Here is a 15,130-nt window from a genome sequence, read left to right on the forward strand (position 1 = left end):
AAGAATAAATAGTTTGGAGTTGTTGCTTTTCATGATTGCATACCCATATTCTCGCCTTGTAAAGAACAGTCTAATCTTACCAGATCTTCGTAAGTTTCACGTTTAATTACTATACGATGTTGTCCTTGCTCAACGAAAATAACAGCTGGTCGTGGGAGTCGATTGTAGTTACTAGCCATCGAATACCCATATGCGCCTGTACAGAAAATAGCTAGCGTATCTCCCGCTTCAACTTTAGGTAAAGAAATTTTTTCAATCAACTTGTCACCAGATTCACAACATTTTCCGGCAACCGTATATGTTGTTGTTGAATCAAAATTCATTTTATTTGCAACCGCTGCGTCATATTTCGCTTGATATAAAGCTGGACGAATGTTGTCAGACATTCCACCATCAACGGCGAGATAATTTGTTAATCCTGGAACTTCTTTTTGAGAACCAATTTTATACAAAGTTATACCTGCGTCTCCAACTAGGGAACGACCAGGTTCAATCCAAATTTCGGGCATTGGGTAATTTTCCTGACCAATTTCTAATTGAATAGACTTGATCATATCTTCAACATAAATTTCAGGTTTAAGTGGTTTGTCTTCTTCAGTGTAGCGAATACCAAAACCGCCACCTAAATTTAGGACTGAACAAATAAAACCGGATTTTGTTTTCCAGTCAAGCATTTTAACAATTAATTTTTTGGCCGCCAATGAAAAGGCCGCAGTATCAAAAATTTGGGACCCAATATGACAATGCATACCTAGCAAACTGATGTATGAATCATCTTTAACTGATTGGAACGCTTGATCCGCTTGCCCATTGTGCAAGTCAAATCCGAATTTCGAATCAGCTTGTCCAGTTGTAATATAGTCATGCGTATGAGCTTCAATACCAGGAGTTACGCGTAGTAATATATTAATATTTACTTTTTTATACTTTGTCAATCTCTTTAGCTGTTCAATTTCGTGAAAATTATCGACAACAATACAGCCAATTGCTGAATCGAGTGCGAAAATTAACTCCTCGTCACTTTTATTATTGCCATGAAAATGAATACGTTCAACGGGATAACCTGCACGAATAGCCGTAAATAATTCTCCTCCAGAAACTACATCTAAAGATAGACCTTCATCAGCAGCAAGTTGATACATTGCGATACTTGAAAAAGCTTTACTTGCATACGCTACCTGAGCTTGAACACCAGCTCGCTCAAATGTTTGAACGAATGCTCTCGCTCGTTCTTTTATTAACGCTGTATCGTAAACAAATAAAGGCGTTCCATACGTTTTTGCTAATGTCACTGCGGACGTTCCGCCAATTGTTAGTTGTCCATGTTCGTCCACAGACTGTGTTCCATATAAGTGCATCATCATCTCTCCCAGTAGTTTTTCAATATATGAACTTTACCATAGGAAAAGACTCTGATGCAATGGAGGGATTATGAACGTTTGCGATTAGGTGAATGTGTAACGAAAGGTCTAAGTGCTCCATTAGAAGAAGGGAAGCGAATCATAATTCGAGCTAACGCTTTAGGGAAGAACGGTACCAGCGGCCATAAGTAAGGTACCCCCATTGGTTTAATTGAGACTAAATACATAAATATTAATAAAATTCCTATGAAAAAGCCATTGGTCCCAAATGTTGCTGTAGCAATCAGAAGCATATTCATAAATATTTTAATAGCCACTCCTAATTCATAAGATGGTAAAGAAAAGGTTAAAATAGCTGCAACAGCTGAATACAGCACCACTTCTGGTATGAATAACCCAACATCAATTGCAATTTGACCAATAATAATTGCCGCAACTAAACCCATCGCTGTAGAAAGAGGTGTAGGTGTATGAATAGCTGCAAGCCTTAAAAATTCAAGACCTAAACTCGCAAAAATTATTTGAAGAAAGATTGGAACTTCTCCAATCTCTTTTGGACCAATAAAAGTCATAAATTGTGGGACATGTCCTGATTCTTTCACAAGTAAATACCAAAATGGTAAGAATAATAAACTTAAGAAGAATCCTGATAAACGCATCATTCGCACGAATGTTCCAACCAATGGTGCTTGACGAAATTCTTCTGCATGTTGCAAATGGTGAAAAATCGTTGTTGGAACCAAAATGACCGAGGGAGATGTATCCACCATAATGGCAATATGCCCTTCTAATAAATGTGCAGCACATATATCTGCTCGCTCTGTATAACGCACGAAAGGAACAGGATGGAATTTTTGCTTAAATATCCATTCTTCTAGCGCTTTATCTGCCATTGTTAACCCATCATGATGGATTTTTTCCATACGTTTGCGAAGGAATTCGATATGCTGTTCATTTGCAAGACCTTTTACATATGCGATGACCGTATCCGTTTGGCCACGTGTAGAAATTTTAGTTAATTCAAAACGAAGAGATACATCGCGAATTCTTCTTCGAACTAATGCAGTATTTTGTAAAATATTTTCGGTAAAACCATCGCGGGAACCTCGTATTACTTTCTCATTGTCAGGTTCTTCGGGTTGTCTCCCTGGATACGAACGAACATCGATGGTGAAAACATAACCATCAGACGTCACAATACCTAGCTGGCCGCTTAATACTGCAGACAGCCAGGCATCTTTAGAGTCATAGATAGTCACCGAATGATAGGGGAAATAACTATTCATCGCTTCGATTTCATTGATATCGGCTTTCCGTTTCACTTGAGCTTGCGTGCTCTGAGTTAAGGTTAATATTTGTGTAAGCATCATCGAATCAATTAAACCATTCATATAGACAAGTAATGAAGGAATCGACCAAATATGTGCATGTTTAACACCTACATCAAAACTTTCCCCTTTTCCAAACTTTGAATAAACAAAGGATTCAGCATCATGAATATCGGTGAAAAGTGATTGATTTATTGAAATCCATCCTTTAATGTCGCTTGATTAGGCAACATCCAACTTTTAAGTTGCTTAAGTATTTTCTTCTCTAAACGGGATACTTGCACTTGCGAAATTCCAAGTCTTTCAGCAATGTCGCTTTGCGTACAATCTAAGTAGTAGCGCAAATATATAATTGTTTGTTCTCGTTTTCCTAACCTTGATAAAATATCTCGCAATGGAATATGATCAAATGACCTCTCTGAGCGTTCGTCACGCAACTGATCCATTAGTGTTAGTGCATCACCTTCACTCTCGAAAAGCTGCTCATGTAATGACGCAGGATCTCTCAGAGCATCTGATGCCAACACGAGTTCATCCATTGTGACATCGAGCTTTATTGCAAGCTCAGTTAACGTTGGTTGACGCTCATGAAGTCGGATAAAATCATCAGTGGCATGACGAATTTTAAAGCTAAGTTCTCTAATTGATCGACTTACCTTTACCATTCCATCGTCCCGTAAAAACCGTTGAATTTCCCCAATAATCATCGGAACTGCATATGTTGAAAATTTCACTTCATAAGACAAATCAAATTTATCTACTGACTTCATTAATCCGATACAGCCTATTTGAAATAAATCTTCTAAATCCGCCCCCCGTGATGCGAATCGTTGAACGATTGACCAGACAAGTCGTGTATTACCTTCTATCATGGTTTGTCTAGCTATTTTGTCTCCTTCTTGAGACAGAAAGATCAATTCTCGCATTTTTTCTTGAGTCAACAACACGGATTGTTGTCCAATAGGCGTACTCATCGTTCACCTAGAACGAAGTTAGATTGTACAGGTAAAAATTCTTTTGTAAAGGTAATCGCAGTTCCTTTCTGAGGCTCTGACCATACCGCCAAATGATCCGCAAAACTTTCCATAATAGTGAAGCCCATACCAGAACGTTCACTTTCTGGCTTTGATGTATAAAGAGGTTCCATCGCTTGTTCAATGTTTGGAATTCCTCGTCCTTCATCGCTTATCGTCATTGTAATGGTTTGTCCATTCCGTTTTGCTCTAATTGTGACAATTCCTTCGCCATCTTCGTCATAGCCATGAATAATGGCATTCGTAACCGCTTCTGAAACTATTGTTTTAAACTCACCTAACTCATCAATTGTTGGGTCTAGAGATGCAATAAAACTCGTCATCACCATTCGTGCTAGACCCTCATTTTCACTTATGGCAATAAACGATAACGTCATTTCATTGTCCATTGAGAATGCCCCCTAATTGTGCGATCGTTTCTTCTTCTGTTGTTGTCCACACATATGAACCTAATCCGGAATATTGAAAGATTTTCTTCATCGTTTCGGAAGGATGTAAAATGACTGTTTGTCCATTAGAAGGAACAAAGTCTCTCATTCTCCCTAAAATTAGTCCAATTCCTGCACTGTCCATAAAATTCAAATCTTGTAAGTTCCATATGATGGCACGAAGCGTTCCACTGTATAAAGTCTGTGAAATTTCGTCACGGATCATTTGTGTAGCATGATGGTCAAGCTCACCTTTTAAACGAATAATAGCAATGCCGTCTTCGACAAATAGTAGTTGATGTTTCATCTAGTAACTCCTCCTTTCCGTGACTATTCGAGGTGAGCTTCAATAATTCCTTGTCACTGACAATTAAAGGTAAAACATCTTATTTATCGACATAAATCGCAATATTCTATTCGCTATTAGTATGGAAAATCTTTCATCTATTTAAACATCAATAATAAAAAGGTTTTACTTTTTAGAATAAAATTTGAAATTACTTTTTGACCAATTCTTAAAATGAGCGACAACATTTCACAAACACAACTGACACTTCAATAACGTCTCATTAGCTATGCAACAATTGATAGAACATGTTTCCAGGTCACGTTCAGACTCCTTCCCTGCTGCACCTTTGTATATAGAAAAAAGAGGTGGGCTTGTGACTGTGTCACGTAGCTCACCTCTCTTTTCAGATCATCTTGCGTCGGGTGTCCGGCCTTCTCTCCATCATACCTTGAACGCTCCCAGTTAACTTTATTTGGTTTACTAGAGAATTGATACTTTCTTTTATGTAGAATACTTGGCCGAAGATAATACTTTGGCCTCTTCCTGCATATTATATTTTCATGATTTTAATTAACACTCCCTTTAGGGAAATACAAACAGTGACTTTTATTAATACCCATTACTCTCACAGGCTTATTAATAAAATTCAGGCATCTTTCTTGATTTGCTTGGTTCAATGAATGTGACGATTCACTAGTAAAACAAATTTGCTCTTTTGTTATTTTAATTTTCATGGGAGTTTAATAAGAAATAGATTCATCATTTATCAGCTAAATAATCTTCAAGTAAGACGAAAAAGCGATTTGGGCTTTATTTCTTTTCCAACATAGAGCAAATAATTACATCCAAAAGCTCCTTTGCAAAATGTTGAATATAATATAAATAATCTTATTTTAGACTGAACAATGGGAGTGAAATAATGGGAGCAATAAATGGGAAGGAATTAATTGACCGTTTAGACCAACTGAATGCCGAAATATGGTTTGATGGAGAAAGGATCACTGGAAAGATTTCAGAGCATCCTGCTTTTAAGGGTATTCTGGAGACAAAAGCATCTTTGTATGACCTGCAGCTGGAGCCCCGTCTTTTAAACGAATTGACATTTATTTCACCTGATACCAATGAACCCATAGGAATTTCTTATTTGCAACCTAAAACAAAAGAAGATTTAGTAAAGAGAAGAACAATGATGGAGCATTGGGCAAGACAGACCAAAGGGATGGTGGGGAGAAGTCCAGATTATCTAAACTCAGTTATAATGGGTTTTGCATCTTCTGCTCCATTTTTAAAGGGAAAGGAAAAGTGTTTTCCCGAGAACATCCATAATATTTACGAAACAGCCATGAGTAAAGACTTAACATTCACTCACACATTTGTACCCCCCCAAGTGAACCGTTCATTATTTAATTATTCCTCCTCTAAGGAACCCATATCAGCTAAAGTGATTGAACAAAACGAGCAAGGGTTAGTCATAAAAGGGGCACGTCTCCTGGCTACACAAGGAGGCTTAACTGATGAAGTCCTAGTTTTTAGTACCCCAAGTCTCTTCTTGCAAGAAGATGAATCATTTGCTTTCTCGATTCCTTCCAATACACCAGGATTAAAATTCATCTGCAGGGAATCTTTTGTTGGTGGGGATTCTGCTTTTAATCATCCACTTAGCTCGAGATTCGAAGAAATGGATTCTCTTGTTGTCTTTGATCATGTTCTAGTCCCATGGAACCGTGTATTCTATTATGGAAACATTGAAGCATCAGCCAACTTCTTGTTAAAAAGTTCCTTTCATTGTTTTGCATTACATCAAACCGTAACTAGACAAATTGTTAAGTCAGAATTCATGTTAGGTCTTGCTCAACTAATTGTGGAGACCATCAACGTTGGCGAGTATCAGCATATTCATGAAAAGCTATCAGAATTCATCATTGGACTTGAAACGATGAAGGCTCTTCTTGAGAAATCTGAGCAAGATAGTAAATTAGATGAATTTGGGACGATGCGTCCTCATCTGATTCCTCTTCAAATTGCCAGTAATATCTTTCCCAAAATATATCCACGATATTGTGAAATCATCCAATTAATCGGTGCCAGCGGTATGGTGACTTTACCCACTGAAAAAGCAATTAATTCTTCAATTGCCTCAGATATACACCAATATCTTCAAGGCTCAACCAAAACGGCCGAGGAGCGAATAAAGGTATTTCGATTAGCATGGGATTTAACAATGAGTTCGTTTGGCACAAGACAAATTCAATACGAGCGGTACTTTTTTGGAGATCCTATTCGTTTATCAAGTGCACTTTATAATACGTACCCAAAGGAGCAATACGTAAAAACAGTCTGTGAATTTCTTGATATAAAACATTAGGGTTAAATAGAGTTTTCTTATAGAGAATAGCTCGGAAGTTACCAACTCAACTTTTAATCGCACTCGCTTCTTCTTTTTTTTCGTTTGCGCAGCAATATTTCAGAAAATATACAGCTTTTGGTTGATTCTCTTTCCCTGACGTTCATCTCAATAGAGAAGTATATTTCAAGGGATCTTTTTTACCAAAATGAAAAGGAAGAAAGGCATCCGTATTTGAGCGACAAATTCTCATATTGGACGGTAAACTCCTGATAAATAGTTCACAATCGCCACGGACTCTCAAAAACCAGCTCAATGGACAATTAGGGCACGAAAAAAAGCGATCTCCGGAGAGACCGCTTTTTTGTTATATTATTGTGTGATGATTTCTTCAATCAAATTAGGTGCTGTTGTTGGTTCTTTTGAGAATTCAATATATTTGTGAAGAATGGCTAAGACGTTTTCAATATTCTCAGAGTTAGAATGGATTGTTGCAAGTGACTCGCCTTCTTTAACTGCGTCGCCTACTTTTTTATGGAGCACAATTCCGACTGCTAAATCGATTACCGAATCTTTTGTTGCACGTCCTGCGCCTAGCAACATTGCAGCAGTACCTACTTCATCAGCTTCGATACATGATACATATCCGCTTTCTTTTGCTGGAACTTCGAACGTGAATTGAGCTTGTGGTAACAATTCCGGTGAATCTACAACTGCTGGATTACCACCTTGTCCCTCAATGAAACCTTTTAAGATTTCAATGGCAGAACCATTTTCAATTACTTCACGAAGCATTGCACGAGCTTCATCTAGATCCTTCGCTTTCCCGCCAACAACAACCATTTGGCTTCCTAGTACTAAACAAAGTTCTGTTAAGTCTGCTGGACCTTTTCCACGTAGTGTATCAATAGCTTCTTTGACTTCTAACGAGTTACCTATAGCAAATCCTAAAGGTTGGCTCATATCAGAAATAATAGCCATTGTTTGGCGTCCTACGTTGTTGCCGATTTGAACCATTGCTCTAGCGAGTGAACGTGCGTCTTCAACGGATTTCATAAACGCGCCTTCGCCCGTTTTCACATCTAATACAATGGCATCTGCACCTGCAGCGATTTTTTTACTCATGATAGAACTCGCTATTAATGGGATGCTATTAACAGTTCCTGTTACATCACGAAGTGCATATAATTTTTTATCGGCAGGTGTTAAATTTCCACTTTGACCAATTACCGCTAACTTTAATTCATTCACTTGTTTTGTGAATTGTTCAGTTGTTAACTCAACATGGAAGCCTTCGATCGCTTCTAATTTATCAATCGTCCCACCAGTATGACCTAAACCTCGCCCACTCATTTTTGCAACGGGAACTCCGCAAGCTGCAACTAAGGGTCCAAGGACAAGTGTTGTTGTATCGCCAACACCGCCAGTTGAATGTTTGTCTACCTTGATTCCTTCAATTTCAGATAAATCAATTTGATCCCCCGATTCAACCATTGCTAATGTTAAATCTGCACGTTCACGATCTGTCATGTCTTGGAAATAAATAGCCATTAATAACGCGCTTACTTGATAATCGGGAATATTTCCATTCGTATATTGCTCAATAAAAAAACCGATTTCTTCAGTTGTTAGTTCTTCACCATCACGCTTTTTTTCTATCAAATCGACCATTCTCATGAATGTTCACCTATCCTTTAGTTTAAATGTGAAAGAAAACTGCGCCCAAATTTCGGCATTGGTACATTAAAGTTTTCGGCAATTGTTGCCCCTATATCAGCAAAGGTTTCGCTAAGCGGAAGTTCTTTGCCTTCTACAAAACGAGGGGAATATGCTAATAAAGGTACATATTCACGGGTATGATCTGACCCTGGGAAAGTTGGGTCGTTTCCGTGATCTGCTGTAATAATTAACAAATCTTCGTTCGTTAATGCGTTTAACACTTCTGGCATGCGAGAATCGAATGCCTCTAAAGCTTCGCCGTATCCAATTGGATCCCGTCGATGTCCATATAACGCGTCAAAGTCAACCAAGTTCAAGAAACTAATACCACGGAAATCTTTATTAACGACTTGGGATAACTTATCCATGCCATCCATATTGTCTATTGTTCGTAATGATTCAGTTACACCTTCATCGTTAAAAATATCCGAGATTTTGCCGATTGCAATAACATCGTAATTGGCATCTTTTAATTCATTCATTACAGTGCGTTCAAACGGTTTCAACGCATAATCATGACGATTTGTTGTGCGCTTAAATGTTCCAGGTTGACCTTTAAATGGACGAGCAATTACACGGCCCACTAAAAATTCTGGTTCTAATGTAAGTTCACGTGCAATTTCACAAATAGAATATAACTCCTTTAGAGGAATAATTTCTTCGTGAGCAGCAATTTGCAAGACAGGGTCAGCAGATGTGTAAACGATGATTGCACCGGTTTCCATATGTTCTTGTCCTAACTCATCTAATATTTCAGTTCCACTTGCTGGTTTATTGCCAATGACTTTGCGTCCAGTTTTTTCTTCTAATGTTTTAATTAATTCATTAGGGAAGCCATTTGGATAGACTTTAAATGGCTGAGTGATATTAAGACCCATGATTTCCCAGTGGCCAGTCATTGTATCTTTTCCTACAGATGCTTCTTTCATTTTCCCAAAGTAGGATGAAGGTACGTCTATAGGTTGTATGCCTTGGAACGGGCGAATATTAGAAAGACCCATTTTCTCAAGGTTTGGCATCTTAAGACCATTCATTTTTTCTGCTATATGACCTAATGTATCAGAACCTTCGTCGCCGAAAGCTTTGGCATCTGGAGCTTCGCCAATACCAACTGAATCCATGACAACGATATGAATTCGTTTAAATGATTTGTTTAACATACATATCCTCCTTGTACTTCAACCGCTACTTCTATCTTAACAAATGTTTGGAAAATATACACGTCAGACTTCTGACAAGCTTTCATAGATTATGCACGAGGATGAAATTGTTTATACACATCTTTTAATCGTACTTTACTAACATGCGTATAGATTTGAGTTGTTGAAATATCTGCATGTCCAAGCATTTCTTGAACCGCTCGCAAATCCGCTCCATTTTCTATTAAGTGTGTGGCAAATGAATGGCGCAAAGTATGTGGCGTTATTTCGTTTTGAATTCCCGCTTTCATGGCATGCTCTTTCATTAATTTCCAAACACCTTGTCTCGTTAACCCTTTTCCGCGTTGATTGACAAATATGACATCTGTTCGATGTGTTGTCTTGATCAATTTTGGACGTCCTTCTTTTAAATATTCGTTACAAGCAGCCAAAGCTGTTCGTCCTAATGGAATAATTCTTTCTTTACCACCTTTACCGAAACACCTGACAAATCCCATGGTCAAATGTAAATCCTCCAAATTCAATGAAATACACTCACTGATTCGCATGCCGGTTGCGTAAAGTATTTCTAACAATGCACGGTCTCTTAATCCTTGAGGTTTCCCTAAATTTGGCGCAACAATCAATTCTTCTACTTCTTCAATCGATAAAATTTTTGGTAGTGTTCGATCCATTTGTGGCATCTCTAAATGCACAGTTGGGTCTGAGTTGGATACTTTTTCTCGTAATAAAAATTGATGAAACGAGCGAATTGATGAAATATGACGTGCTAAAGTGCGAGACGAATTCCCTCCCACTTTCAATAACTGTAAGTGGGAAAGAATATGAATTCGCTCTACGATATTTAATGTGGTTATATTTTGAACTTTTGAAAGATCCTTTATATATGCTTTAAGATCTCTTTCGTACGAACTTAAAGTATTAGATGATAATTGTCGCTCCACCCTTAAAAAATGAAGATAATCTGAGACTGCGTCTTGCATTTCTTTCACTTAAAACCCTCCTAAACGTAAAAAAGGATAGCAATCTGCCATCCTTTTGTTTTAGATATTTTCTTTCAATCAAGGTAAGTAATGTCTGACTCTAAACGCAGGAAAGCGAATCCCTTATGTTATCAGAAAGCCAGATTTGCACCTTTCATTCTTCTACCACTAATGTCTATCTAGAGAAACTCTTTTCGTTATTATGCTCAATCACGATTCATTTTCATCATGTTTATCATGGCAACGCCAGCATATCCCATGAAATGTTAAACGGTGGTCTTTAATTTGAAAATTCCATCTTTTTTCAACTACATTTTCCACATCTTCCAGCAAGTCTTCTTGGATTTCATCCACGGCTCCACATTCAATACATACGAGATGATGATGGAAGTGTGCTGCGCCTTCTTGTCTCAAATCGTATCGTGATACACCGTCTCCAAAGTTAATTTTATCAACTACTTTTAGTTCTGTTAGCAGTTCAAGTGTGCGATATACTGTTGCTAGTCCAATATCTGGTGCTTTATTCTTAACAAGAAGATAGACATCTTCTGCGCTCAAATGATCTTCTTCATTTTCAAGAAGCACTCTTACTGTCGCTTCACGCTGTGGCGTCAGCTTATAGCTCGCACCATGAAGCTGCTTTTTTATCCGATCAATCCGGCTCTCCATGTGACGCCCCCTAACTAACTTCATTATACCAAATTGGGCTTTCTCTTTACAAGATAGAGAAAGCTATAATGATAATTATTATAATCTATATAGATTATAAACCATGAATGTAAGGAAGGACAAACAATTCAAGTCCAATTAAGACGATATAAATAAGACTTAAGAGTCCAATCACTTTAAAACTGCGATTATTATTCAACTGTTGAGAAGATGGTGGTGGAACAAGCAAAAATCCAATTAGGAGCAATAAAGAACAATAGATTAATTGAAAAGGGAACCACCATAGTGCATATGCCCAAAACTCCGTTTCTTGTGCAATTAAATAACCTGAACTAATTCCCCAAAAAACAGCTCTCATTGTCCCTATTAATAGAATCATATATTTTAGAATAAGGTGAGTTGCAAAAAGAAGAAATAATAAAATGGTTACGAGTTGCGGAAGAATTGAATCAAATCCATTAGGAACATAATCATTTAATAGTCTGGGATCGATCCAAAGGATGACTTTTTCAACTTGATCATAAGGCATTTTTGAATACAGCCATAATCCACCTAAATAGCCGATGACGAGTAATCCAAGTAAAAAAATTAATGGGAAAGACCGAGTCAACATCCGCCACCTACCTTTCATAGATTAGCTTATGCGTGTCCCGGTATCATACATTCATCTTTTTTGTAAATATTCTTTTGCCCATAAAACACTATAGGCAGTTTTGGCATCAAAAATTTGTCCATTCTTCATCATTTCTTCAGCTTCTTCAATGGTTGCTTCAACCACTTCCACAAATTCATCTTCATCAAGTGCCGCCGCATTTTCAATTTTAGATAATTCTTCTGCTACAAATACATGAATGATTTCATTAGCAAATCCTGGTGAAGTTGCAAACGATTGAATATGGGTTAATTTCCCGCATGCGTAACCCGTTTCCTCTTCAAGTTCTCTTCTTGCCGTTATTTCTGGTTGTTCACCTGGCTCTAGTTTTCCTGCTGGTGTTTCAATTAGTGAGCGTTCGAGCGCTTTTCGGTATTGTTCAACAAATACTAATTTACCTTCAGCAGTTATTGGTATAATTGCAACTGCTCCAGGATGTTTTATTAATTCTCGTTTCGAGGTTTTACCATTTGGTAGTGTCACTTCATCTACTCGTAATGAAATGACTTTCCCGTCATAAATAGGTGTTGTTGAAATAGATTTCTCTTCGTATTTTTTCATGGATGCCACCCTTTCTAGTTGTCTATTTGCAAACACAATTGTACCATGTATGAAATGAGGAGGATGACTATGAAAAAACGTGAACTTGGACAAAGCGGATTATTTGCATCCGAAATCGGCCTAGGTTGTATGTCACTTCCAACTAACAATGGCGAAGCCCAAAAAATTGTGGATGCCGCTATCGACCACGGCATTACGTATTTTGATACCGCAGATTTATACGATAAGGGCGAAAATGAAGTTGTTGTTGGCCATGCATTAAAAGGAAAACGTCATAACATCTTGCTAGCTACCAAAGTAGGTAATAAATGGCGTGAGGATGAAGCTGGCTGGACTTGGGATTCATCTAGTTCATATATTACTAAGCAAGTAAAAGAAAGTTTAACAAGACTGCAAACAGATTATATCGATTTGTATCAATTACACGGTGGAACGATGGAAGATAATTTAGAAGAAGCAGTCGATGCTTTCGAATCATTAAAAAAAGAAGGGCTGATTCGTGCGTACGGAATTTCCTCCATTCGCCCGAATGTAGTCAATCGGTTTTTAGAAAAGGACCAAGCAAGCTCTGTTATGATGCAGTATAGTATGTTAGACCGCAGACCAGAAGAGTGGTTTGAATTGATAGCTAGTCACGGAGCCTCTGTTGTTACACGTGGTTCACTTGCTAAGGGATTGCTTACTGCCGAAGCAATGAAACGCGTTGGAGATTCTAAAGACTATGGTGAGTATAGTAAAGAATTATTACTAGAAACCTTATCTAAGATTGGTAAACACACAGAAGATTTGACTGGTCTCGCTCTAGCGTTCGTTTTACAGCATAAACAAGTGGCAGCAATAGTTGCCGGTGCTAGTTCAGAGAAACAAATCACCAGCACTATTGACGCATATCACCGATCAATTTCAACTAATGATTTAGAACAAGTAACAAATATACTGAGAGATGATCGATATAAAGAACATCGCATAAAATTGGGTTAAATTAAGATAATTCTTACTAATGACATTCACTGAGCATAAATATTTTCCAGGTAGTTTGGTCTAACGTAAGGGCTGGCACTTGGAGTGGACAGATACTTTAATCAATTAGATGAAAAGCGCCAAAGAGAAAAAAATCTCTTTGGCGCTTTTCGATTAAAATTTATTGCCATTCATTCCGTAATCATCTAACAGTTCAGCGAATGATTTGTTCTTCTCTTTTTGTTTTCTATTGAATTGTGCTTGCGCTTCGCGTTCTTCTTCTTGATTACGCTCAGCATCTTGTAATTGTTTTTTTGCTAGTTTTAATTTTTCTACTACATCATTTTGAAGTTGGTCGGCTAACGTGTTCCCTTGCTCTCGCTCTGAGCGGTCAGGTTGTTTATGCCCCTGCTGTTTCTTTTTTGCCATCATTATTCACCTTCTACCTTATGCTCTTTTAACAATTGTAGCGACACCTTGACCGCCACCTATACATAAAGTGGCTAAACCTGTTTTAGCATCTTGCTTAGCCATCTCATGAAGAAGTGACACGAAAATACGTGCACCACTAGCACCGATTGGATGTCCTAAAGCGATAGCTCCACCGTTAACATTTAGTTTTTCATGATCGAAGGCAAGCTCACGATCAACTGCTATCGATTGTGCAGCAAAAGCTTCATTCGCTTCTACTAAGTCAATATCTGCCATTGAAAGACCTGATTTTGCAAAAACATTTTTAACAGCTTGTACAGGGCCAATTCCCATCACTGAAGGATCAACACCTGCAGATGCATTTGCGACTATTATAGCAAGAGGAGTTAAGCCTAATTCGTCCGCTTTTGCTCTAGACATTACAACAACAGCTGCTGCTCCGTCGTTAACCCCTGAAGCATTTCCTGCTGTAACGCTTCCTTCTTTTTTGAAGGCTGGACGCAATTTGCCTAATTTTTCTACTGTAGTTCCACGTTTTGGGTATTCGTCTGTATCAAAAACAATCGGATCCCCTTTTCGTTGTGGAATTTCAACAGCTACAATCTCTTCTTTAAATTTCCCTGAATCAATTGCTTGAACTGCACGTTGTTGAGAACGAGCAGAGAACTCATCTTGTTGCTCACGAGAAATTTCATAACGATCACATAAATTTTCTGCCGTAACGCCCATATGGTAGTCATTAAACGCACACCATAAACCGTCAGAAACCATACTATCCACTACTTTTTGATCGCCCATTCGGTATCCTTCACGAGCGTTCTTTAATAAGTAAGGTGCTTGACTCATATTTTCAAATCCACCCGCCACAACGATGTCAGCATCCCCAGCAATAATGGCTTGAGTAGCTAAATGAACTGCTTTTAATCCAGATCCACATACTTTATTTATAGTCATAGATGGTATCGTATCAGGAAGACCTGCAAAAATAGCTGCTTGTCTTGCTGGATTTTGACCAAGGCCACCTTGTAGGACATTCCCCATGATAACTTCACTCACTTGATTTGGTTCAAGTCCTGCTTTTTTTAATGCTTCTTTTATTACAAGCGCACCTAACTTTGTAGCTGGTACGTCTTTTAACGCCCCTTGGAATGAACCAATTGCTGTACGAACAGCACTTACGACAACCACTTCTATTGTTGACAATGTAAAT

General features: G+C 38.0%; 15 protein-coding genes. 2 read left to right on the forward strand and 13 right to left on the reverse strand.

Features of this window, described 5'->3' with window-relative positions; all coding sequences use genetic code 11:
• Positions 1-29 precede the first annotated feature (29 nt).
• The 5 genes from lysA to E2636_RS09655 all read right to left on the reverse strand — a co-directional run bounded on the left by lysA (position 30) and on the right by E2636_RS09655 (position 4,458).
• The gene (gene lysA / locus E2636_RS09635; RefSeq protein ID WP_134210010.1) at positions 30-1,358 is read right to left on the reverse strand and encodes a diaminopimelate decarboxylase; all 1,329 of its coding nucleotides are present in this window, start codon (positions 1,356-1,358) and stop codon (positions 30-32) included.
• A 71-nt stretch (positions 1,359-1,429) separates the two neighbouring features.
• Positions 1,430-2,884: a spore germination protein gene (locus E2636_RS09640; protein ID WP_134210011.1), complete on the reverse strand. Its 1,455-nt coding sequence runs from the start codon at positions 2,882-2,884 to the stop codon at positions 1,430-1,432.
• Entirely contained in the window at positions 2,881-3,663 is a 783-nt protein-coding gene (locus tag E2636_RS09645) for a SigF/SigG family RNA polymerase sporulation sigma factor (protein ID WP_017380399.1), read from the reverse strand. The genes E2636_RS09640 and E2636_RS09645 overlap by 4 nt, the downstream gene beginning before the upstream one ends.
• Positions 3,660-4,112 (reverse strand): anti-sigma F factor, encoded by a 453-nt coding sequence (gene spoIIAB, locus E2636_RS09650; protein ID WP_134210012.1) that lies wholly within the window; start codon positions 4,110-4,112, stop codon positions 3,660-3,662. Before spoIIAB ends, E2636_RS09645 begins: the two co-directional genes overlap by 4 nt.
• On the reverse strand, positions 4,102-4,458 hold the full coding sequence (locus E2636_RS09655) for an STAS domain-containing protein (RefSeq protein ID WP_134210013.1): 357 nt from the start codon (positions 4,456-4,458) through the stop codon (positions 4,102-4,104). The genes spoIIAB and E2636_RS09655 overlap by 11 nt, the downstream gene beginning before the upstream one ends.
• A gap of 901 nt (positions 4,459-5,359) precedes the next feature.
• Here E2636_RS09655 and hpaB point away from each other — a divergent pair.
• Complete coding sequence (hpaB, locus tag E2636_RS09660; protein WP_134210014.1) at positions 5,360-6,805, forward strand: 4-hydroxyphenylacetate 3-monooxygenase, oxygenase component; 1,446 nt, start codon at positions 5,360-5,362, stop codon at positions 6,803-6,805.
• A 351-nt stretch (positions 6,806-7,156) separates the two neighbouring features.
• Here hpaB and E2636_RS09665 read toward each other — a convergent pair whose 3' ends face one another.
• The 6 genes from E2636_RS09665 to E2636_RS09690 form a co-directional block, all read right to left on the reverse strand.
• On the reverse strand, positions 7,157-8,461 hold the full coding sequence (locus tag E2636_RS09665; RefSeq protein ID WP_134210015.1) for a pyrimidine-nucleoside phosphorylase: 1,305 nt from the start codon (positions 8,459-8,461) through the stop codon (positions 7,157-7,159).
• Between the two features lie 17 nt (positions 8,462-8,478).
• On the reverse strand, positions 8,479-9,663 hold the full coding sequence (gene deoB / locus E2636_RS09670; protein WP_134210016.1) for a phosphopentomutase: 1,185 nt from the start codon (positions 9,661-9,663) through the stop codon (positions 8,479-8,481).
• A gap of 89 nt (positions 9,664-9,752) precedes the next feature.
• Complete coding sequence (gene xerD / locus E2636_RS09675; RefSeq protein ID WP_134210017.1) at positions 9,753-10,655, reverse strand: site-specific tyrosine recombinase XerD; 903 nt, start codon at positions 10,653-10,655, stop codon at positions 9,753-9,755.
• Positions 10,656-10,856: 201 nt separating this feature from the next.
• Positions 10,857-11,315 carry a ferric iron uptake transcriptional regulator gene (fur, locus tag E2636_RS09680; protein ID WP_134210018.1) on the reverse strand — a complete coding sequence of 153 codons (459 nt, stop codon included), beginning with the start codon at positions 11,313-11,315 and terminating at the stop codon, positions 10,857-10,859.
• A 94-nt stretch (positions 11,316-11,409) separates the two neighbouring features.
• The gene (locus tag E2636_RS09685) at positions 11,410-11,928 is read right to left on the reverse strand and encodes a hypothetical protein (RefSeq protein WP_243840757.1); all 519 of its coding nucleotides are present in this window, start codon (positions 11,926-11,928) and stop codon (positions 11,410-11,412) included.
• Between the two features lie 51 nt (positions 11,929-11,979).
• Entirely contained in the window at positions 11,980-12,528 is a 549-nt protein-coding gene (locus tag E2636_RS09690; RefSeq protein WP_134210020.1) for an NUDIX hydrolase, read from the reverse strand.
• 69 nt (positions 12,529-12,597) lie between these two features.
• On the opposite strand from E2636_RS09690, the gene E2636_RS09695 reads away from it, so the two are divergent.
• On the forward strand, positions 12,598-13,509 hold the full coding sequence (locus E2636_RS09695; RefSeq protein ID WP_134210021.1) for an aldo/keto reductase: 912 nt from the start codon (positions 12,598-12,600) through the stop codon (positions 13,507-13,509).
• 153 nt (positions 13,510-13,662) lie between these two features.
• Here the strand turns inward: E2636_RS09695 and E2636_RS09700 are convergent, their stop codons facing one another.
• Both E2636_RS09700 and E2636_RS09705 read right to left on the reverse strand, forming a co-directional pair.
• Complete coding sequence (locus tag E2636_RS09700; protein ID WP_134210022.1) at positions 13,663-13,917, reverse strand: YqkE family protein; 255 nt, start codon at positions 13,915-13,917, stop codon at positions 13,663-13,665.
• An 18-nt stretch (positions 13,918-13,935) separates the two neighbouring features.
• Positions 13,936-15,123: an acetyl-CoA C-acetyltransferase gene (locus E2636_RS09705; protein WP_017380411.1), complete on the reverse strand. Its 1,188-nt coding sequence runs from the start codon at positions 15,121-15,123 to the stop codon at positions 13,936-13,938.
• Between the last annotated feature and the right edge of the window lie 7 nt (positions 15,124-15,130).

Origin of the sequence: Paenisporosarcina antarctica (genome assembly GCF_004367585.1) — a bacterium.
Classification (GTDB): Bacteria; Bacillota; Bacilli; order Bacillales_A; family Planococcaceae; genus Paenisporosarcina; species Paenisporosarcina antarctica.

Coding starts and splice junctions, on each gene's coding strand:
- E2636_RS09655 (WP_134210013.1), bottom strand. CDS start 4,458: ATGAAACATCAACTACTATTTGTCGAAGACGGCATTGCTATTATTCGT.
- E2636_RS09690 (WP_134210020.1), bottom strand. CDS start 12,528: ATGAAAAAATACGAAGAGAAATCTATTTCAACAACACCTATTTATGAC.
- deoB (WP_134210016.1), bottom strand. CDS start 9,663: ATGTTAAACAAATCATTTAAACGAATTCATATCGTTGTCATGGATTCA.
- E2636_RS09665 (WP_134210015.1), bottom strand. CDS start 8,461: ATGAGAATGGTCGATTTGATAGAAAAAAAGCGTGATGGTGAAGAACTA.
- lysA (WP_134210010.1), bottom strand. CDS start 1,358: ATGCACTTATATGGAACACAGTCTGTGGACGAACATGGACAACTAACA.
- fur (WP_134210018.1), bottom strand. CDS start 11,315: ATGGAGAGCCGGATTGATCGGATAAAAAAGCAGCTTCATGGTGCGAGC.
- E2636_RS09645 (WP_017380399.1), bottom strand. CDS start 3,663: ATGAGTACGCCTATTGGACAACAATCCGTGTTGTTGACTCAAGAAAAA.
- E2636_RS09700 (WP_134210022.1), bottom strand. CDS start 13,917: ATGGCAAAAAAGAAACAGCAGGGGCATAAACAACCTGACCGCTCAGAG.
- hpaB (WP_134210014.1), top strand. CDS start 5,360: ATGGGAGCAATAAATGGGAAGGAATTAATTGACCGTTTAGACCAACTG.
- spoIIAB (WP_134210012.1), bottom strand. CDS start 4,112: ATGGACAATGAAATGACGTTATCGTTTATTGCCATAAGTGAAAATGAG.
- E2636_RS09695 (WP_134210021.1), top strand. CDS start 12,598: ATGAAAAAACGTGAACTTGGACAAAGCGGATTATTTGCATCCGAAATC.
- E2636_RS09685 (WP_243840757.1), bottom strand. CDS start 11,928: ATGTTGACTCGGTCTTTCCCATTAATTTTTTTACTTGGATTACTCGTC.